21 protein-coding genes are annotated in these 19,665 nt (G+C 65.9%); 10 read left to right on the top strand and 11 right to left on the bottom strand.

Translation table 11 applies throughout. The features are described from left to right. Together mreC and AC07PE_RS26690 are read right to left on the bottom strand one after the other, a co-directional pair. Positions 1-1,196, bottom strand: a 1,196-nt coding sequence (gene mreC, locus AC07PE_RS26695) for a rod shape-determining protein MreC (RefSeq protein WP_498770299.1), incomplete at its 3' end; no start/stop codon positions are given. A gap of 124 nt (positions 1,197-1,320) precedes the next feature. Continuing rightward, positions 1,321-2,364, bottom strand: coding sequence for a rod shape-determining protein (locus tag AC07PE_RS26690; RefSeq protein ID WP_047827025.1), 1,044 nt, complete (start codon positions 2,362-2,364; stop codon positions 1,321-1,323). Positions 2,365-2,696: 332 nt separating this feature from the next. On the opposite strand from AC07PE_RS26690, the gene gatC reads away from it, so the two are divergent. The 7 genes from gatC to AC07PE_RS26655 all read left to right on the top strand — a co-directional run bounded on the left by gatC (position 2,697) and on the right by AC07PE_RS26655 (position 10,395). Then, a complete protein-coding gene (gene gatC / locus AC07PE_RS26685; protein ID WP_498770297.1) occupies positions 2,697-2,996 on the top strand; it encodes an Asp-tRNA(Asn)/Glu-tRNA(Gln) amidotransferase subunit GatC in 300 nt (99 codons plus the stop codon). Between the two features lie 24 nt (positions 2,997-3,020). Further along, positions 3,021-4,508, top strand: coding sequence for an Asp-tRNA(Asn)/Glu-tRNA(Gln) amidotransferase subunit GatA (gene gatA / locus AC07PE_RS26680; protein WP_498770295.1), 1,488 nt, complete (start codon positions 3,021-3,023; stop codon positions 4,506-4,508). A gap of 10 nt (positions 4,509-4,518) precedes the next feature. After that, positions 4,519-5,979: an Asp-tRNA(Asn)/Glu-tRNA(Gln) amidotransferase subunit GatB gene (gene gatB / locus AC07PE_RS26675; protein WP_498770293.1), complete on the top strand. Its 1,461-nt coding sequence runs from the start codon at positions 4,519-4,521 to the stop codon at positions 5,977-5,979. A gap of 200 nt (positions 5,980-6,179) precedes the next feature. Next, positions 6,180-6,803 (top strand): CDP-alcohol phosphatidyltransferase family protein, encoded by a 624-nt coding sequence (locus AC07PE_RS26670; protein WP_498770291.1) that lies wholly within the window; start codon positions 6,180-6,182, stop codon positions 6,801-6,803. Next, positions 6,800-7,411 carry a lysophospholipid acyltransferase family protein gene (locus AC07PE_RS26665; protein ID WP_498770289.1) on the top strand — a complete coding sequence of 204 codons (612 nt, stop codon included), beginning with the start codon at positions 6,800-6,802 and terminating at the stop codon, positions 7,409-7,411. The genes AC07PE_RS26670 and AC07PE_RS26665 overlap by 4 nt, the downstream gene beginning before the upstream one ends. 8 nt (positions 7,412-7,419) lie before the next feature. After that, positions 7,420-8,352, top strand: a complete 933-nt coding sequence (locus AC07PE_RS26660) for a phosphatidate cytidylyltransferase (protein ID WP_498770287.1) — start codon at positions 7,420-7,422, stop codon at positions 8,350-8,352. 108 nt (positions 8,353-8,460) lie between these two features. Next, positions 8,461-10,395, top strand: coding sequence for an SPFH domain-containing protein (locus tag AC07PE_RS26655; protein ID WP_498770285.1), 1,935 nt, complete (start codon positions 8,461-8,463; stop codon positions 10,393-10,395). A 4-nt stretch (positions 10,396-10,399) separates the two neighbouring features. On the opposite strand, the gene AC07PE_RS26650 is transcribed toward AC07PE_RS26655, so the two are convergent. The 5 genes from AC07PE_RS26650 to AC07PE_RS26630 are packed head-to-tail and all read right to left on the bottom strand — an operon-like array spanning position 10,400 to position 14,290. Continuing rightward, positions 10,400-11,866: a radical SAM protein gene (locus AC07PE_RS26650; protein WP_498770283.1), complete on the bottom strand. Its 1,467-nt coding sequence runs from the start codon at positions 11,864-11,866 to the stop codon at positions 10,400-10,402. Next, complete coding sequence (locus AC07PE_RS26645) at positions 11,863-12,687, bottom strand: hypothetical protein (protein ID WP_498770281.1); 825 nt, start codon at positions 12,685-12,687, stop codon at positions 11,863-11,865. Before AC07PE_RS26645 ends, AC07PE_RS26650 begins: the two co-directional genes overlap by 4 nt. Then, positions 12,684-13,436 carry a prolipoprotein diacylglyceryl transferase gene (locus tag AC07PE_RS26640; RefSeq protein WP_498770279.1) on the bottom strand — a complete coding sequence of 251 codons (753 nt, stop codon included), beginning with the start codon at positions 13,434-13,436 and terminating at the stop codon, positions 12,684-12,686. Before AC07PE_RS26640 ends, AC07PE_RS26645 begins: the two co-directional genes overlap by 4 nt. Continuing rightward, positions 13,433-13,672 (bottom strand): hypothetical protein, encoded by a 240-nt coding sequence (locus AC07PE_RS26635; protein WP_498770277.1) that lies wholly within the window; start codon positions 13,670-13,672, stop codon positions 13,433-13,435. Before AC07PE_RS26635 ends, AC07PE_RS26640 begins: the two co-directional genes overlap by 4 nt. A gap of 36 nt (positions 13,673-13,708) precedes the next feature. Next, the gene (locus AC07PE_RS26630; protein ID WP_498770275.1) at positions 13,709-14,290 is read right to left on the bottom strand and encodes a TetR/AcrR family transcriptional regulator; all 582 of its coding nucleotides are present in this window, start codon (positions 14,288-14,290) and stop codon (positions 13,709-13,711) included. An 82-nt stretch (positions 14,291-14,372) separates the two neighbouring features. Here AC07PE_RS26630 and AC07PE_RS26625 point away from each other — a divergent pair, with 82 nt between their 5' ends. Then, on the top strand, positions 14,373-15,035 hold the full coding sequence (locus AC07PE_RS26625; RefSeq protein WP_498770273.1) for a glutathione S-transferase family protein: 663 nt from the start codon (positions 14,373-14,375) through the stop codon (positions 15,033-15,035). Here AC07PE_RS26625 and pyrE read toward each other — a convergent pair whose 3' ends face one another. From pyrE to AC07PE_RS26610, 3 genes are read right to left on the bottom strand one after another with little or no spacing between them, the layout of a single operon-like run. Further along, a complete protein-coding gene (gene pyrE, locus AC07PE_RS26620; RefSeq protein WP_498770271.1) occupies positions 15,036-15,692 on the bottom strand; it encodes an orotate phosphoribosyltransferase in 657 nt (218 codons plus the stop codon). It lies immediately after the preceding gene. A gap of 35 nt (positions 15,693-15,727) precedes the next feature. Further along, positions 15,728-16,126, bottom strand: coding sequence for a response regulator (locus AC07PE_RS26615; RefSeq protein ID WP_498770269.1), 399 nt, complete (start codon positions 16,124-16,126; stop codon positions 15,728-15,730). Between the two features lie 32 nt (positions 16,127-16,158). Next, positions 16,159-17,631: a PAS domain S-box protein gene (locus AC07PE_RS26610; RefSeq protein ID WP_498770267.1), complete on the bottom strand. Its 1,473-nt coding sequence runs from the start codon at positions 17,629-17,631 to the stop codon at positions 16,159-16,161. Between the two features lie 7 nt (positions 17,632-17,638). On the opposite strand from AC07PE_RS26610, the gene AC07PE_RS26605 reads away from it, so the two are divergent. Both AC07PE_RS26605 and AC07PE_RS26600 read left to right on the top strand, forming a co-directional pair. Next, positions 17,639-17,779 (top strand): hypothetical protein, encoded by a 141-nt coding sequence (locus AC07PE_RS26605; protein ID WP_498770264.1) that lies wholly within the window; start codon positions 17,639-17,641, stop codon positions 17,777-17,779. A 249-nt stretch (positions 17,780-18,028) separates the two neighbouring features. Then, on the top strand, positions 18,029-18,799 hold the full coding sequence (locus tag AC07PE_RS26600; RefSeq protein WP_498770262.1) for an exodeoxyribonuclease III: 771 nt from the start codon (positions 18,029-18,031) through the stop codon (positions 18,797-18,799). A 6-nt stretch (positions 18,800-18,805) separates the two neighbouring features. Here the strand turns inward: AC07PE_RS26600 and AC07PE_RS26595 are convergent, their stop codons facing one another. Beyond that, a complete protein-coding gene (locus tag AC07PE_RS26595; protein WP_498770260.1) occupies positions 18,806-19,492 on the bottom strand; it encodes a CPBP family intramembrane glutamic endopeptidase in 687 nt (228 codons plus the stop codon). Between the last annotated feature and the right edge of the window lie 173 nt (positions 19,493-19,665).

Genomic DNA, 19,665 nt, shown 5'->3' with positions numbered 1-19,665 from the left:
GGCGCGGCGGGAGCGCCGGCGGCTGGCGCGGCGGGCGGCGTGACGCGCGCCGGTGCAGGCGCGCGGTTCTGACCAGCGGGCGTCGTGGCCTGCGCAGGAGCGCGGTTCTGCGTGGCGGGCGACGTGGCCGGCGCGGCGCTTGGCGTACCCGGCGCGGTGCCTGCCGGGACGCCGCCTGGTACAGCGGCGTTCGGCGCGCCGGCGGCCGGCTGCTGGCCGGGCTGCTGCGCAGGCGGCACGGCCGGCGGCAGCGGCTGCGCAGGCAGCGGCGGCAGCGGGATCGGCTCCATCTTCGGCAGGTTGCGGCGCGGCGCGTTGTTGCCGGTGTTCTTGGGCGCTTCGGCGGCCGGACGCGGCTGGGCCGGCTGGTCGGACAGCACGATCAGCAGCTGGCGGTGGCGGTCGATGCCGGCCAGCGGCTGGCACACCACGCGCCCGAAGGCGCCCTGGGCCACGCTCTCGACCTGGCTCACCTTGGCCACCGCCAGGCCGGCCGGGTACATGCCGTCCAGGCCGGAGGTGACCAGCACGTCGCCGACCTGGATGTCGGCGTTCGGCGCGACGAAGCGCAGGTCCAGCTGGCCGGTCTGACCGCGGCCGTAGGCCACGCTGCGCAGGCCGTTTCTCAGCACCTGTACCGGAATCGCCTGCTCCTTGTCGGTCAGCAGGGTCACTTCGGAGGTGAGCGGGAACACGCGGGTGACCTGGCCGACCACGCCGGCGTTGTCGATCACGGGCAGGCCGAGCTTGACGCCGTTGAGGGCGCCGCGGTCGAGCACCACGCGGCGGGTGGCCGGATCGCGTGCGTCATACAAAATCTCGCTCATCATCGAGCGCACCGGCAGGTGTTCGCGCGCATCCATCAGCTTGCGCAGGTGGCCGTTCTCGGCCATCTGGAGCTGGGCCTGCTGCATGGCCTGGGCCATCGCCACCTGCTGGCTCTTCAGGTCACGGACTTCCTTCTGCAGCGCGGAAATCGATGAAAAATAATTGCCCATGTTGCTGATCGCATCGCGCGGCATCAGGGCAACCATCTGGAAAGGATAAAGGACCGTGGCCGCGACCTGGCGCACGGCGGTGAGCGCATGAAACCGCGCGTCGACGACAAGCAGTGCGATCGAGATGAGAGCGAACACTGTCACCTTGACCCTGGCGGGAGCGCCTTGCTTGAAGAGCGGCGGAGGACTGTATTCCATGACTTCCAATAATGAGGGCGACCGCGGGACGGGGCCGGGCGCCGACGTGAAGACACACTAACATGGCAGAAGACAGGACGCGCGGAGCGATCCGCGCAGCCTGTCTTCGCAATGTAATCCCGGCTTACTCGTACGAGAAGATCGAGCCCAGCTTGTCCATGCGCTCGAGCGCCATGCCCGAACCGCGCACCACGCAGGTCAGCGGATCTTCCGCGACCAGCACCGGCAGGCCGGTCTCTTCCATCAGCAGGCGGTCGAGGTCGCGCAGCAGCGCGCCGCCGCCGGTCAGCATCATGCCCTTCTCGGCGATGTCCGCACCCAGTTCCGGCGGCGCCATCTCGAGCGCGTTCTTGACGGCGGAGACGATGTTGTTCAGCGGGTCGGTCAGGGCTTCCAGGATCTCGTTGCTCGAGATGGTGAAGGAACGCGGGATGCCTTCGGACAGGTTGCGGCCCTTGACTTCCATTTCCTTGACTTCGGAACCAGGGAAGGCCGAACCTATGGCCTTCTTGATCGACTCCGCAGTCTGCTCGCCGATCAGCATGCCGTAGTTGCGGCGGATGTAGTTGACGATGGCTTCGTCGAACTTGTCGCCGCCCACGCGCACCGAGCCCTTGTAGACCATGCCGCCCAGCGAGATGATGCCGACTTCGGTGGTGCCGCCGCCGATGTCGACCACCATCGAGCCGGTCGCTTCGGAAACAGGCAGGCCGGCGCCGATCGCGGCAGCCATCGGCTCCTCGATCAGGTAGACCTGGCGGGCGCCGGCGCCCAGCGCCGATTCGCGGATCGCGCGGCGCTCGACCTGGGTCGAACCACAAGGCACGCAGATGATGATGCGCGGCGACGGGCGCAGGAATTTGGAGTCGTGCACCATGCGGATGAACTGCTTCAGCATCTGCTCGGTGACGGTGAAGTCGGCAATCACGCCATCCTTCATCGGCCGGATCGCTTCGATGTTGCCGGGCACCTTGCCCAGCATCTGCTTTGCTTCCTTGCCGACCGCCTGGATCGTCTTCTTGCCGTTCGGGCCGCCTTCCTGGCGGATCGCGACGACCGAGGGTTCATCCAGCACGATGCCCTGGCCACGGACATAGATCAGGGTATTCGCGGTACCCAGGTCGATCGCCAGATCGTTCGAAAAAAGCTGCGTAACAAAACCAAACATGTGTGTCCTGATGCGCATCCAAGTGCGCCTAAAGCGGACCTCGATGATCGAGATCCCAAACATTAATCGGGGAATCCTCGCCGCGATTGATGAATCCGCACCGCGGGCTTTCATGCGCGGTCCGTCTGCTTTCGGCGCCGGAGAACGCATTAGCCCGCCATTCTACCTTATAATTTGCCGATTAAACGCTGAAAAACGGGTGGAATCGCCCCTATATCAGCCTGCGAGTTCGACGGTATTAGCAAGCATTTATCAGCTTTAGCAAGCCGTTAACCAAATTTCATTATTCGCACAACCATCCTTGAACGCGGCGCCGAGCCGCGCCCTATGCCATGTCCCTGACTCTCTCAGACGTAAAACGGATCGCCAACCTGGCCCAGCTCGATATGGACGAGGCTCACGCAGAGATCGCCCTGAACGAACTGAACGGCATTTTTGCCCTCGCCGAGCAGATGCAGGCCGTCGACACCACCGGCGTCGAGCCGCTGGCCCAGCCTCTGTCCGCCATTCTCGCACTGCCGCTGCGCCTGCGCGAGGACGTGGTGTCCGAGGAAGACCACCGCGCCGAGTACCAGGCGCCGGCCCCGAAAACCCAGGACGGTTTGTACCTGGTGCCGAAAGTCATCGAATAAACAAAGCTGGGGATTCTCTGAATTATGCACAACAAGACCATTAAAGAGCTCTCGACGCTCCTGCATTCGAAACAGATCTCGTCGACCGAGCTGACCCGGCACTACCTCGACCGCATTGCCGCGAGCCAGCACAACGCCTTCCTGCACGTCGATACCGAGCTGTCGCTGGCCCAGGCGAAGGCGGCCGACGCGCGCTTCGCAGAAGGCTCGGCCGGCCCGCTGACCGGCATTCCGATCGCGCACAAGGACATCTTCGTCACCAAGGGCTGGCGCTCGACCGCCGCCTCGAAAATGTTGGGAAATTACGTCAGTCCGTTCGACGCGACCGTGGTCACGAAGTTCGGCGACGCCGGCATGGTCACCTTGGGCAAGCTGAACTGCGACGAATTCGCGATGGGCTCGGCCAACGAGAACTCGGCCTTCGGCGCCGTGAAGAACCCCTGGGATCTGCTGGCCGTGCCGGGCGGTTCGTCGGGCGGCTCGGCCGCCGCGATCGCCGCGCGCCTGGCGCCGGCCGCGACCGGCACCGACACCGGCGGCTCGATCCGCCAGCCGGCCGCCTTCTGCGGCATCACCGGCATCAAGCCGACCTACGGCCGCGTGTCGCGCTTCGGCATGATCGCCTTCGCCTCCTCGCTCGACCAGGGCGGCCCGATGGCGCGCACCGCCGAGGATTGCGCCCTGCTGCTGAACGAAATGGTCGGCTTCGACCAGCGCGACTCGACCAGTCTCACCCCTGAGCAGGGCAATGCGCGCGAAGACTTCACCCGCGAACTGAATCAGCCGCTGACCGGCCTGCGCATCGGCGTGCCGAAAGAGTACTTCGGCGAAGGCCTGGCCAGCGACGTCGAGCAGGCCGTGCGCGCCGCGCTGGACCAGTTCGTCAAGCTGGGCGCAACCCTGGTCGAGATCTCGCTGCCGAAAACCTCGCTGTCGATCCCGGTCTACTACATCATCGCGCCGGCAGAGGCCTCGTCCAACCTGTCGCGCTTCGACGGCGTGCGCTACGGCTACCGCACGCCGGAGTACAAGGACCTGCAGGACATGTACAAGAAAACGCGCGCGGAAGGCTTCGGCAAGGAAGTCCAGCGCCGCATCATGGTCGGCACCTACGTGCTGTGCCACGGCTACTACGACGCCTACTACGTGCAGGCGCAGAAGATCCGCCGTTTGATCGCCGACGACTTCCAGGCCGCCTTCAAGGACAAGTGCGACGTCATCATGGGCCCGGTGGCCCCGACCGTGGCCTGGGACCTGGGCGCGAAATCGGACGACCCGGTCGCCAACTACCTGGCCGACATCTTCACGCTGTCGACCAGCCTGGCCGGCCTGCCCGGGATGTCAATTCCTGTCGGTTTCGGTCAGGCCAAGGAAGGAGCAATGCGAAACGCCAAGCGCCCGGTCGGCCTGCAGATCATCGGTAACTACTTCAGCGAAGCCAAGCTGCTGAACATCGCGCACCAGTACCAGCAAGCCACGGACTGGCACCAGCGCGCGCCTGAAGGCGTATAAGGAGAAGAATATGCAATGGGAAGTCGTCATCGGTCTTGAGAACCACGTCCAGCTCACGACCAATTCGAAAATCTTCAGCGGCAGCTCGATCCGCTTCGGCGCCGAGCCGAACACCCAGGCCAGCCCGGTCGACCTGGCGCTGCCGGGCGTGCTGCCGGTGCTGAACCGCGGCGCGGTCGAACGCGCCATCCGCTTCGGCCTCGCGGTCGGCGCAAAAATCGCGCCGCGCTCGGTCTTCGCGCGCAAGAACTACTTCTACCCCGACCTGCCGAAGGGCTACCAGATCAGCCAGTTCGAGGACCCGGTGGTCCAGGGCGGCACCCTCAGCTTCGCCTACGAGAAAGACGGCAAGATGGTGACCAGCACCATCAACCTGACCCGCGCCCACCTCGAAGAAGACGCCGGCAAATCGCTGCACGAGGATTACCACGGCATGAGCGGCATCGACCTGAACCGCGCCGGCACGCCGCTGCTGGAGATCGTCTCGGAGCCGGAAATGCGCAGCGCGAACGAGGCGGTGGCCTACGCCAAGGCCCTGCACTCGCTGGTGATGTGGCTGGGCGTCTGCGACGGCAACATGCAGGAAGGCTCCTTCCGCTGCGACGTCAACGTCTCCGTGCGCCCAGTCGGCCAGAAGGAATTCGGCACCCGCTGCGAGATCAAGAACCTGAACTCCTTCCGCTTCATGGAAGAGGCGATCCACTACGAAGTGCGGCGCCAAATCGAACTGATCGAAGACGGCGGCAAGGTGATCCAGGCGACCCGCCTGTGGGACCCGGACAAGAAGGAAACCCGCTCCATGCGCACCAAGGAAGACGCGCAGGATTACCGCTACTTCCCGGACCCGGACCTGCCGCCGCTGACGATCTCGCAGGACTGGATCGAGCGCATCAAGGCCGACATGCCGGAACTGCCGGCCGCCATGCGCGAGCGCTTCATCAAGGACTACGGCCTGCCGGAATACGACGCGCTGATCCTGACCGGCTCGCAGGCGATGGCGAATTACTACGAAGCCGTGGTCGCCAAGGCCGGCAAGGACAACGCCAAGGCCGCCGCCAACTGGATGATGGGCGACGTCTCCTCGGCCCTGAACCGGGCCGACCTCGACATCGTCGATTCGCCGGTCGAGGCATCGCAGCTGGCGCTGCTGCTGAAGCGTATCGCCGACGGCACTATCTCGAACAACGCCGCCAAGAAGGTGTTCAGCCTGATGTGGGACGAGAAGTCGGGCGACGAGAACCTGGCGGATGTGATCATCGATCGCGAAGGCCTGAAGCAGATCTCGGATACCGGCGCGGTCGAAGCCATCGTCGACGAAGTCCTGGCCGCCAATGCGAAATCGGTCGAGCAGTACCGCGCGGGCAAGGAAGCAGCGATCAATGCGCTGATCGGCCAGTGCATGAAGGCGTCCAAGGGCAAGGCCAATCCGGCGCAGGTGACCGAGCTGTTGAAGCAAAAGCTGGCCGGCTGATCTTTTCAGCTCTTTTGCCAGATCTAAAAACCGGGTCCGTCCCCGGTTTTTTTATGGCCGTCGCACGTTCCAATACTGCCGGGCGCAAGATAGCCCCCCCGTGATAAAGCACGCATTTTTCCTAATACCAAGCTGATAAGCTTATTGACGTACTGCACATCAACAAGGCTAGGTGAACGCCTGACTCTTTAGGAATGAGCATGGATACGTCGACGGAATCCGACCGCCGCCCACTCAAGGTGCGCGGCGCCCGCTGGGCGCAAGGCCTCGCACGCGGACTGGCCCGCAGCGGTGTCAGCCCCAACCAGATCTCGGTGGCGAGCGTGGCCTTCGCCGCCGCCGGCGCTGCCTGCATGCTGGCCGGCGGCTGGTGGTTGCTCGGCGCCGCCGCCTGCATCCAGGGCCGGCTGCTGTGCAACCTGTTCGACGGCATGGTCGCGGTCGAGCACGACCGCGCGACGCCGCTGGGCGCCGTGTACAACGAATTCCCGGACCGGATTGCCGATTCCATCCTGCTCGCCGCCTGCGGCTATGCGGCGGCCCAGCCCGAACTCGGCTGGATGGCAGCCCTGGCAGCCGCCCTGACGGCCTATGTGCGGGTATTCGGTGCGTCCTGCGGGCTCGGCCACGATTTCCGCGGCCCGATGGCCAAGCAGCACCGGATGGCGCTGCTGACCCTTGCCTGCATCGCCACGCCGCTGCTGCCCTTCGGCGTCCGACCCCTGGCCGTCGTGCTGGCCATGATCGCCGTTCTCAGCCTGCTTACCTGCGTCACCCGCACGCTGCACCTGTGCCGCCAGCTCGAACAAGGGAAACCCTCATGAGCGTCTTCTTCCGCATGCAACGCGACGCCCTGCTCGGCTTGCAGAAGCTGCTCATCGGCGGCAAGGCCTTCTATGACGAGATGCCCACCGGCCAGTGCATCTTCTTTGCCAACCACACCAGCCATCTGGATACGACCGGCGTGCTGGCGGCCCTGCCGACGCCGATCCGCAACCGTACCCGCCCGGTGGCCGGCGCCGATTACTGGAACGCCTCGGTGCTGCGCCGCCACGTCGCCGGACGGCTGTTGAACGTGGTAATGATCGACCGCGCCAAGGGGGGCCCGGACGCGCTGGCGCCGCTGGCGGAAGCGCTGGACCAGGGCGACTCGCTGATCGTCTTCCCCGAGGGTACGCGCTTGCAGGCCGAGCTTCCGGGTCCGTTCAAATCCGGCCTCTACTACCTGACCAGGCATCGCCCGACGCTGCCCCTGGTGCCGGTCTACCAGGAAAACCTGCACCGCGCTCTGCCCAAGGGCGCGCCCTTTCCCCTGCCTCTGCTGTGCCGTGCCCATTTCGGCAAGCCCATTTTCAACAACCTGGGCGAGACCAAGGACGCGTTCCTGGCGCGCGCCCATGGCGGCGTATGCGCGCTCGCCACCTCTTTCTGAGCACCGCCGTGACACCAGAATTCATCAAGACCGGGCAGATCCTGCTCGGGATCCTCATCCTCGCTTCCGTGATCGGCTTTGTCCTGCACCGGAAATACCAGGGCGCCAACGAGACGGTGCGCAACCTGAACGCACGCATCAAGGCCTGGTGGGGCATGGTCGCCGTGCTGTTCTCGGCGCTGGTGCTGGGCCGCTATGCGACCATCGTCGTGTTCGGCTTTGCCTCGCTGATGGCCCTGCGCGAATTCCTGACACTGACGCCGACCCGCAAGAGCGACTACTGGCCGCTGTTCATCGCCTTCTTCATCGCCCTGCCCCTGCAGTACTGGCTGCTGTGGATCCAGTGGTATGGGCTGTTCGCGATCTTCATTCCGGTGTACGTGTTCGCGCTGATCTCCGCGGCCAGCGCCCTGAGCCAGGACACCGAGGACTTCTTGTCCCGAAACGCGCGCATCCTTTTCGCCGTCATGGTCTGCGTATATGGTGTCAGCCATGCGCCCGCGCTGCTCATGCTGGCCATTCCCGGCTTCGAAGGACATAACGCCCAACTGCTGTTCTACTTTACCTTCATCGTCCAGATCAGCGACGTGCTGCAATACGTGTTCGGCAAGCTGTTCGGACGCCGCAAGCTGGCGCCGAACGTCAGCCCTTCCAAGACCTGGGAAGGCCTGGTCGGCGGCGGCCTGGCCACCACGCTGATCGGTGGCCTCATGCATTTCGTGACGCCGTTCGGTTTCTGGGAATCGGCTGGCCTGGCGGCCTTGATCGTCGTGTTCGGCGCGCTTGGCGGCCTGGTGATGTCGGCGGTCAAGCGCTCGCTGGCGGCCAAGGACTGGGGCAGTGGCATCGCCGGACATGGAGGCTACATGGACCGCCTGGATTCGCTGGGCTTTGCGGCGCCCGTCTTCTTTCACATCACCCGCTGGCTGTGGGTGCCGTGACGGCCGGCATTTTTACGCGCCGGTTGCGCGCGGGCGGCGTCTTTATACACTACGTTTACACCCGTATCGCTAAGCTGGTCTCGTCATCATTCGTCGAAAGGACGTTGTATGTTCGAGGCCCTGGCAATCGCCACCGCAAGCCTGCTGTTCATCGCCATCGTGCTGCTCGTGCGCAGCTGCGTGGTCTACATCCCGAACGATAAAATCGGAATCGTCGAAAAACGCTGGTCCGGCCGCGGATCCGTGCAGGCCGGCTTCATCGCCTTGCGCGGCGAAGCCGGCTTCCAGCCTGCCGTGCTGCGCGGCGGCTTCCACCTGTTCGCGCCGCTCCAATACCGCGTGCACCGCCAGAACCTGGTCACCATCCAGCAAGGCACCCTCGCCTACGTGTTCGCGCGCGACGGCCTGCCCATGGCGCCGAGCCAGAACCTGGGCTGCAACAAGAGTGCCGACGACTTCACCGACGTCGCCGGCTTTCTCGCGAAAGGCGGCCAGAAAGGCTTGCAGCGCAAGATCCTGCGCGAAGGCACCTATGCGATCAACCTGGCGCAATTCGTCGTGCTGGCCGAGGGCCATGTGTACGCCTTGCCGCTGCCGGGCGACGCCAACGTCAACGCCAAGGGCGAGATCAGCGGCATCCTGGCCGCCGTGCACGACGACCTGGTGGCGCGCGGCGGCTTCCGTCCGCTCGTCATCCGCGAAGACAAGCTGGCCGTGATCACGACCCACGAAGGCCAGTCGCTGCCGGAAGGGACGATCGTCGCGCCTGTCGTCGGCGCCGACCCGCTTGAGGCCGCGCGCTACCATCACGACTTCCAGAACCCGGAAATCTTCATCGACGCCGGCGGCTACAAGGGCCGCCAGCTGCAAGTGCTGGTCGAAGGCACCTATTACCTGAACGCGCGCTTCGCGTCGTGGGAAATCGTGCCGAAGACCGAGGTGCCGGTCGGCTTCGTCGGCGTGGTCGTGTCGTACACCGGCAAGGCCGGCACCGACCTGACCGGCGACGACTACCGCCACGGCGAACTGGTGGGCACCGACGAGAAAGGCGTGCAGGCCACGCCTCTCCTGCCGGGCAAGTACGCGCTCAATCCCTACGCCAAGTGCGTGATCGAAGTACCGACCACGAACTTCATCCTCAAATGGCAGGCCGGCCAGGTCGGCTCGCACGAACTCGACAAGCATCTGTCGGAAGTCTCGCTGATCACCAAGGACGCGTTCGAGCCGGACCTGCCGCTATCGGTCGTGGTCAACATCGACTACAAGATGGCGCCGCTGGTGATCCAGCGTTTCGGCGACATCCGCAAACTGGTGGAGCAGACCCTCGACCCGATGGTGGCGGCCTACTTCAAGAACGTCGGCCAGCGCAAGACCCTGATCGAGCTGCTGCAGGAGCGCTCGGACATCCAGGAAAAGGCGATGGCGGAAATGCGCCGCAACTTCGAGGGTTACAACCTGACGCTCAACGAAGTGCTGATCGGCACACCGCGCGCCAAGCCCGAGGACACGCAGATCGAGACCATCCTGCGCCAGCTGCGCGAGCGCCAGGTCTCGCGCGAACAGCTGGAAACCTACCGCACCAAAGAAGCCGCCGCGCAGCAGGAGCGCATCCTGCGCGAAGCGGAAGCGCGCGCCAAGCAGCAGACGGCGATCACGGAATCCGAGCTGGCGGTACGCATCGCCGAGAACCAGGGCAGCGCGGCCGTGCAGAAAGCGATCAAGGCCGCCGAGGAAGCGCGCCAGGGCGCAGCGGGCGCCGCCGACGCCAAGCGCCGCCTGGCCGAAGCCGAGGCCTTCCAGCTGGAAGCGGTCGGCCAGGCCCAGGCCAAGGCCACCAGCCTGAACGTCGCGGCCTACGGCGGACCCGAACTGCAATTCCAGCAGACCGTGTTGCTGCGCTTTGCCGAGGCGATCGAACGCGGCCAGGTGGCGCTGGTGCCGTCGATCCAGGTCGGCGGCGCCGAGGGCCGCGGCACCGCCCTCGATGCCTTCATGGCGATGGCGGTGAAGCAGATGGCGGCCGCGCCGGGTGCCGCACCCTGAACGCTTAGGCCGCCGGCACCAGCGGAATCGTCACGCCGCGGCGGCGCTGGGCAAACTGCGTTGCGATGCTGTCGCGGATCGCTTCCAGTTTGCGGCCGTCGCGGTACAGCAGGTTGTAGCTCTCGAAGGGCACCATCTTGCCGTCCGGCTGGGCGAAGTGGATGCAGGACTTCTTCAGCGCCCGCACGTCCAGCGAGTACGCGTCCATGAACTGCACGATCAGCACCCGGAACACGTTGTCGTAGCGGAGCGCGGACGGCGCGCTCACCAGCGGCAGGCAGCACATCAGCTCCGACAGGCAGTTGGCCTGCGACTCGGGCGAGTGGTTGGTCGAGAACAGCTTGAAGACCTGGTCCTTCACGGTCTCGCGCAAGCCGGCGTCGCGCTCGAAGACGATGGTGTTGCCGCTGCCCTCGACCAGGGTCTGCGGATCCAGCCAGCGCGTCAGCGGCACGGTTCGTTCCGGCGTCTTGATCGCGTAGGCCATCGCCAGCGTGTCCGGGTTGCAGGGCACCGGCACCACGTCCTGCAAGGTGAACAGGCTGCTCTGCTCGTCGATCTTGCGGCGGATCTCCGACACCGTCAGGCGGTGCAGGCGCGGATCGTAATCCTCGACCCGGCCGGCATCCTGGATCGGCTGCAGGGTCACGCCGCGCACGCAGGGCTGCGTGAGCGCGAAGTCGATGATCCCGCCGATCTCGCCGTCGTTCAAACCCTTCTTGAGCGTGACCACCAGCGTGGTCGACAGGCCGGCCTCGTTCAGGTTGTCCAGCGCCTGGCGGCGGATGCGGGTCAGGTCGGCGCCGCGCAGTTCCTTGTGCACCTCGGCGCGCAAGGAGTCGAACTGCAGGTAGACCTCGATGCCGGGCGCGTAGCCGGCCAGGCGGGCGACAAACGCCTTGTCCTGGGCCAGCACGATGCCATTGGTGTTGACCATCACGTGCTTGATCGGGCGCGCCTTGGCGGCATCGAGGATGTCCCAGAACTGCGGATGCAGGGTCGGCTCGCCGCCGGACAGCTGCATGACGTCGGCCTCGCCCTCGTTGGCGACCACGGCGTCGAGCATGCGGATCACCTCTTCGAGCGGGCGGTGACGTTCGCGATGGGTGCCGCTTTCGGCATAGCACACCGGGCAGTTCAGGTTGCAGTTGTCCGTGATCTCGACCACCGACAGGCAGGAGTGCTGCATGTGGTCGGGGCACAGGCCGCAATCGTAAGGGCAGCCGTATTCCATCTTCGTGTTGAACAGCTGCGGCATCTCGGGATGCTTGACGAAGACTTCGCGGCACAGGCGGTAGTACTCGACGTCGTCGCTGACCAGCACGCGCTCGCTGCCGTGGGCGCCGCACCACTTGTCCATGTAGACCTTGTCGTCCTTGAAGATGATCTTGGCTTCGACCGGATGCAGGCACTCGGAGCAGACCGAGGTCGTCGTATCGTAGAACAGGTAGGGGCGGGTTTTGCGGCTCATTTCATTGTCCTGCGCATCGGCGGCGGATACTGTTGTTCGGATTGTTCGATCAGGCGGCGCAGCTGGGCCGATTCGCCGCGTGCAGTGGCGATGTCCTCGGGCGCCATCGTTGCCCCGGCCTTGTCGATGCGGGCGGCGTCCCCGGTCAGCATGATCAGGGTCAGCGCATCGATACGCTGCCGCGAGGTGGCGTTCTTCGCGGCGATCTGCCAGGACAGGCTGTCGGGATCGGGCTGGCCGCAGTGGAGCGCAGCGCGTCCACGCCAGACCCTTGCCTCATCCAGCCGGCCCGTGCGTTCCAGTTCGCGGCTCAGCACCGTTGCCGGCATGATCCAGCGCAGCGCGAAGCCTTCGCCGCCGGGCGTGAAGCGGCAGGCCTGGGTGGCGGCCTGCCGCAGCAGCGCCAGGCCTCGTTCGCGGTCCTGGAACCCGGGAGCGGCGCTGATGGGGGCGGCGTAGGCGCGGCTGAACCGTCCCGTCAGCATTGTTTCGCCCAATAGCGCCTGGGCCGGGCCGTAAGCCTTGTCCGCCGCCCGCGACAGCAAGGCGAACACACGCGCCTGGTCGATCTGCTCGGATGCCGGCGCGGCCAGTAGGTCCAGGGCCAGCGCAAAGGCCGCTGCGGGATCGCCCGCAGCGGCGGGGCCGGCCAGCTGCGCCATGCTTTTCCGGCGCGCCTCTTCCACTTCGCGCAGCCGGTTCTTCTGCTGCACGTTCTGGACGATGGCCGTCGTAATGCAGCCGGTCCCGCCCACCAGCGCCAGCGCGATCACCAGCATGCCCGCACGGGTGCGCGACGCCTTCATCGACAGCGATGTCATGTCCGCTTCAACTCCAAGGTTTGCCTGAGCACGACAGGCAGGTAACAGGCCAGCGCCAGCACACACACGAGCTGGATCCCGGACCAGCCGAACGCATAGGCATACGGCACCGGCTTGATGCCGTCGACCAGCAGGCGCCAGACCAGGTAGGCAGCCAGGTAGAGCTTGAACGCCAGGCCTTCGTGCCGCGCCAGGCGCGCACGGCCGCGCCACAGCAGCGCGCCCATCGCCAGCGCGAACAGCATGTCGTAGACCTGGGTCGGATGGCGCGGGATACCGTCGCCGAAATCGACGCCCCATGGCAGCGCGGTCGGCGTGCCGTAGGTGCCGTCGTACAGGCCGGCCAGGAAGCAGCCGATGCGGCCGATCACGGTGCCGGCCACCAGCGGCAGGATGAACTGGTCGCCGGTCGAACGCCGGATGCCGGCCAGCTTCTTGGCGATCTCGACGCCGAGCAGGCCGCCCAGCAGGCCGCCGACGATGGACTGGCCGGAAGCGATCAGGCGCCAGTCCGGCGCCGCGGATTGCCACAGGTGCGGCATCTCGATCCAGAACACCAGCTTGTTGCCGATCGCGGCGCCGAGGATGCAGCCGACGACGACGGCAAAGGAACCTGGCTGTAGCATGGCGGGCTGGCCGGCGCGCCGGCGCTGCCAGCGATACAGCTGCATGCCGGTGGCCAGGGCCAGCCATTCGAAGATAAGGTGGGTCGACTGCGCGGCGCCCGCGGACAGCACGGGCACCGTCATTCGGCGGGCGGCCCGGGCTTGCGCCAGATGCTGGAGATCGCTTTCCAGCACCCCCAGGCGATCGCGAGGCCGACCAGGCCGGCGATGATCAGCATGGGCGCTATGCCGCGGCCCTCGCCCGATCCTTGGAAGAAGGCGGCGATACCGCCAAACGCACCATACGCGCCGCAAGCGCCGAAGCCAACCAAAAAGAACGCCAGGACAGCGGTGGCGATGCCACGCAGGACGGTTTGCAAGGCGACTCCTTGTCGTCATTGTTTGTTGCCATTAAATCACAACTCGCCCAGCAGAGCCAGCGCCTGCGCCCGCGCCGCACTGCGCAGCGAGCGCCGCAAATCCGCATCGTCCGTGGTCCGCGCCAGCACCATCCCGCCCACGCACAGCGACACGATGGCCTGCGCCCGCTGCTCGCCATCCGGGCTACCTTCCAGCGCCGCTGCGTACACCGCCGTCAGGTTGCGGATCAGCTGCGTGTAGGCCTTTTGCGGCGACAGCCCGGCGCGCGCGACGTCGCCCGGCAGCGCGTACAGCGGGCAGTGATGCTCGACGTTGTCGAACACCTCGTCGCACAGGTAGACGTCGAGCAGCATGCGCGCCAACTGGCCCGGTTCCGGCGGCGGATTGCTGCCGATGTCGGGCTTGAAGGGATTGCAGCTCGTGAAGCTGGCGACGGCCGCCGCGTACAGCTCGTCCTTGCTCTTGAAATGGTGGTAGAAGCCGCCGCGCGTCAGGCCGGCGTCGAGCATGACGCGGTCGATCGACACCTGCTCGAAGCCATGGCGGTTGAACAGCCGGCGCGCCGCATGCACGATGCGCTCGCGGGTCTCGGCCTTGTGCTCGCTGCTGTAGGGCATGTCAGGTCTCCCATATTATGTTCTTGAACATATTATGCACCCGCGTATTCTCCTCCTATCCACATGACGAGGAGAAGACGAGATGCTGACCCTGACCACTTTCCGCAGCGTGCCGCCGTTCGCCGTCGGCTATGTGCGCGACCTGCGCGTGCGCTGGGCGCTGGAAGAAGCCGGCCTGCCCTATTCCCTGCGCGCGCTCGAGTTCCAGGAAGCGGCCACGCCCGCCTACCGCCGCGAGCAGCCCTTCAGCCAGATCCCGGTGCTGCAGGACGGCGGCCTGACGCTGTTCGAGACCGGCGCCATCCTGCTGCACCTGGGCGAACGCTGCCTGCATCACAACTCACCTCTGCTGCCGGTCGATGCGGACGAGCGGGCGCGGGTGACGATGTGGATGTTCGCGGCCCTGAACTCGGTCGAGCCCTATGTGGGCAACCTGGTGAGCCTGGTGGTGTTTTCCGCCGACGAGCCCTGGGCCGCCGGCGCCCGTCCGTCGACGGAAGCGATGGTGAACAAGCGCCTGCGCGACCTCGACGACTGGCTGGAGGGACGGGAGTGGCTGGCGCAGAGCTTCAGCGTGGCCGACATCCTGATGACGACCGTGCTGCGCCTGATGGACAACATGGAGATGGTGGAGCGCTTCGAACGCGTGAAGGCTTACCGGGACCGCTGCATGGCCCGCCCCGCCTTCCAGAAGGCGCTGGCGGACCAGGTGGCGCATTTCACGCAGGCGGCAGCGGCCGCCTGATCAGACCACGCCGTACTGCGCCCGATACGCCGCCACTGCGTCCTTGTGCTGGGCCATCGCCGGATCCGCCGACAGGTAGGCGAACAGGTCGGCCAGGTTGGCGATCGAGATCACCGGAATGCCATAGTTCTGACTGACTTCCTGCACCGCCGACAGCGGCGACAGCACGCCATCCTTGCCGCCGCGTTCCATGCGGTCCAGCGCGATCAGCACCGCGGCCGGCTCGGCGCCGGCGGCGCGGATCATGGCCACCGATTCGCGCACCGAGGTGCCGGCCGAGATCACGTCGTCGATGATTACGACCTTGCCCTTGAGCCCAGCGCCGACGATGGTGCCGCCTTCGCCGTGGTCCTTGGCTTCCTTGCGGTTGTAAGCGAAGGAGGTGTCACGGCCTTTCGCGGCCAGCGCCACCGCGGTGGCGGATGCCAGGGTGATGCCCTTGTAGGCCGGGCCGAACAGCATGTCGAATTCGATGCCGGAATCGAGCAGGGTCTGGGCGTAGAACTGGGCCAGCTTGCCCAGCGTGGCGCCGTCGTGGAACAGGCCGGCGTTGAAGAAATATGGCGACTGGCGGCCGGCCTTGGTGACGAACTGGCCGAACTTCAATACTTCGGCCTCGACGGAAAACGCAATGAACTGCTGGCGCAGATTGTCCACGACTTACCCCTGGTGTGTACTGTAAAGCCGTTATTTTAACCGGCGTGCGCAGCGCCCGACGCCGCCAGATCCACCACCAGGTCGGGATTGACCGGCTTGACCAGGTGCCGTTCGAAGCCGGCCTGGCCGCTCCTGACCTTGTCCGCTTCCTGCCCGTAGCCGGTCAGCGCGACCATGCGGCAGGGATGGCCGTCCAGCAGCGTGCGCATGCGGCGCGCCAGCTCGTAGCCGTCGAGTACCGGCAGGCCGATGTCGAGCACCGCCAGGTCGGGACGGAAGTCGCGCACCGCGGCCAGCGCCGCGATCGGCTCGTGGAAGACCCGGACCTCGTGGCCATGGGCGCCCAGCAGCCGCGCCAGGGTCTCGGCGCCGTCGACGTTGTCGTCGACCAGCATGATGCGGCGCCGCGCGGCAGCAGGTGCTGCGTGCTGCACCGGCAGGCTTTCCTCGGCGCCGGCGCCCGGCGTCAGCAGCGGCAGCAGGACGACGAATTCGCTGCCGCGGCCCTTGCCCTCGCTGCGCGCCTCGACCCGGCCGCCAGGCGGACCAGGTGGCCGACCTGGCGCTCGATGATCTCGCGTTCGCGCAAGGCGGCTTCCTCGCCGCGCAGGCGCATCAGCTGCAGCGAGGTGACGATGGGCGAGAGCGGATTGCGCAGCTCGTGGCCGAGCATGGCCAGGAACTCGTCCTTGGCCCGGCTGGCGGAGGTCAGCTCGGCCAGCAGTTCCGCGCGCTCGGCGTGGGCGCGCTCGAGCTGCTGGCGGCTGCGCACGTGTTCGGTGACGTCGACCGCCACCAGCATCACGCCAGTCTCTTCGGCCTCCAGCACGGCCAGCGGCTCGAGGCTGAACTTGAGGAAGCGCTCGTGCGGCTGGCCATCGGCGCCGTTCAGGACGATGCGCAGCTCTTCCGCCTGGGCCGCCTGCTGGTCGCGATACACCTGTTCGAGCAGGTGCTGGGGCTCGCTGTCGCGCAGTTCCGGGAAGACTTCCAGGAAGGCTTTTCCTTCCAGCCCGCTGCGCCCGACCAGTTCGCAATAGCTGCGGTTCGCCAGGCGGAACACGAAGTCCGGTCCGCTCAAGAGCGCCGCCGCCACCGGCGCATTCAGCAGCATGCTGTCGCGCTGGGCCAGCGCGACGTCGCGCTCGTGCCTTTCGGTGGCGTCGCGCGTAAAGCAGCGGGTGTAGCGCAGCTCGCCGTTCTCGAAGTGGGCGTTCGAGTGGATCACCACGTGCTTGATCGTGCCGTCCTTGCAGCGCAGGCGCGCCGGCTGGTCGTACAGGGTCTCGCCGGCCGACAGCCGGCACAGGATGTCGCCGATCACCACTGCATCGGCATGGAATTCGGCGATGTTGTGGCCGACGTATTCTTCCCAGCGGTAGCCGAGCATCTGCAGTTCGGCCTTGTTGGCCCACAGGATGGTGCCGTCGGCGCCGACGCGGTGCAAGCCTTCGGCGGCGTTCTCGACAAAGTCGCTGAACTCGCGCTCGTTGCGGCGCAGGATCGCCTCGGTTTCCATGCGGCGCGCGACTTCGGCCTCGAGCACGTGCACCTTTTGTTCGAGCCTGGCCACCTTGAGTTCGGCATCGTCGGCCGGCAGCGCCATCGAGGCGTCCGCGCAGGCGTGATCGTGTTCCGCGCACACGCGCTGGAAGGCGTTCATCAGCTTGGTCGAGGGGAACAGGCTCCAGGGGTAGGCGCAGAACAGCGAGAACGCCTGCCGCTGCGCCAGTTCGTTCCACATGCGTTCGAGCTGCAGCGCAGCGTCGTACTGGCCGCGCGCGCACAGCAGCGCCACCATTTCGCCAAAGGCGTGCACGCCGGCGCCATCGGCACAGGCTGCAGCCATGGCCCCGCCCACCACCGCGTCGAAGGACTGGGCGTCCGGCCAGCCGTCGACCATGAAGGCCGCCAGCGTCGCTTCCGCATCCAGCCACATGACATGCGTGGAAGACGCGACGGCGCCGCGCGCGCGCATCCAGGCGCAGGCGCAGCGCAGCGCGGTGTTCGGCGGTGGCGATCACGATCCCGCGGCCATTGGCGCGCAGGGCCTGGTCGACGTAGGCGGCAACCTCGTCGATCAGTAGCGCGTCGTTGTCGTAGAAGCGGACGAAGTGCCCGTGGTTGCCGTGTTTGCCAGACAAGATATCGTCGGTCTTGATGAGCACGAAGACTCCGGTGCATGCATGAGCTGGAAAGTTTAACACGGCGAAACAAAATAATTCACAATTACAGTGATAAGCGTAGTCGTCCACATACAGTTACCGAAAAGCAATCTGGAAACGCGTTAAACTCTCGTTTTGGCCATGCGCCTTGCCCTCACACTCTTTTCGACCATGCCACGAATTATCTCCGCCAACTTGAACGGAATCCGCTCCGCCCACAAGAAGGGCTTCTTCAACTGGATCGCCAGCCAGAACGCCGATTTCATCTGCGTGCAGGAGCTGAAGGCCCAGCAGGCCGACATGACCGAGGAATTCCTCGCGCCGCACGGCTACCACGGGCATTTCCACTACGCCGAAAAGAAGGGGTATTCCGGTACCGGCGTGTATAGCCGCACCAAGCCGGACGCCGCCAAGATCGGCTTCGGCTGCCTGGAGTTCGACAACGAAGGCCGCTACACCCGCGTCGATTGCGGCGACCTGACCGTGATCTCGGTCTACTGCCCGTCCGGCTCGTCCTCGCCCGAGCGCCAGGAAGCCAAGTTCCGCTTCATGGACGTGTTCCTGCCGCACCTGCAGGAACTGAAGGCCGAGGGGCGTGAAGTCGTCATCTGCGGCGACTGGAACATCGCGCACAAGGAAATCGACCTCAAGAACTGGAAGAGCAACCAGAAGAATTCGGGCTTCCTGCCGGAAGAACGCGCCTGGATGACGCGCCTGTTCGACGAGCTGGGGCTGGTGGACGTGCACCGCGTGGTCGCGCCCGACGCCGCCGACTACACCTGGTGGAGCAACCGCGGCCAGGCCTGGGCCAAGAACGTCGGCTGGCGCATCGACTACCACGTCGCCACGCCGGGCATCGCCAGCAAGGCGCATGCAGTCTCGGTCTACAAGGACGAGCGCTTCTCGGACCACGCGCCGCTGATCATCGACTACGCGCTGTAAGCCGCGCTACATCGAGCCCAGTCCGACCGCGTCCGCAATGACGTGCGCAGCCACGACGGGGAACAGCCGTCCGGTGCGCTGGTAGTACACGCCGAGCACGGCGCCGAACAGCAGCACGCTCAGGGCGCCGATCGGCCCCTGGTACATGTGATAAAGCAGGCGCACCAGCAGGGTCATGCCCAAAACCGTCGAGGCGCCGTAGCGGCGCAGGCCGCGCATCAGGTAGCCGAGCAAAAACACCTCCTCATAGGCGCCGTTGACGATGGACACCAGCGCCACCATTGGCAGGGAGACGCGCGCACGCGCCGCCATCTCGGCGATCGGCATGCCCTCCGGATGCGGCACCAGTGTCATCGCCAGCGTGGACAGCACCGTAGCGGCCAGGTAGAGGACAAAGCCGACAAACACACTGGACCACGACCACTGCGGATACAGCGTCCGCAGCGGATAGCCGCGCGCCTGCAGCACCGCGATGGCGGCGGCGCCGAAAATCAGTTCGGTGACCAGCAGCGCGCCGAGCAGGCCGTCGCTGAACCCCCGGGCGCCGGCTCCGCCCCGGTAGGCTGCCAGCGACTGCAGCGATGAGACGATGAACCAGCCAAAGCACAGCAGGACCATGCCCAGCGCCTCCAGCGTGCCGGCGTGGGGCGGTGCATCGGCGGTGGGAGACGGCTTGTTCGTCGATGAATTCATGGCGGGGGAAAGCAGGCTGAGCCGGACAGCATAGCATCTGCGGCCGAGCCCAAAATGCGCGCAATCTCACCGCAAAACTCCCCCTAGCCTGGGGGATTCGTCCAATTTCTGTGGCAAAAGCGCCATCCCTGGCCATCACCGCCGATTCCGGGTGGCTTTTTGTTGATATGATC

It is taken from the genome of Telluria sp. GW821-FHT07G12 (genome assembly GCF_059418525.1).
This window is presented reverse-complemented; position numbering and strand designations above follow the sequence as displayed.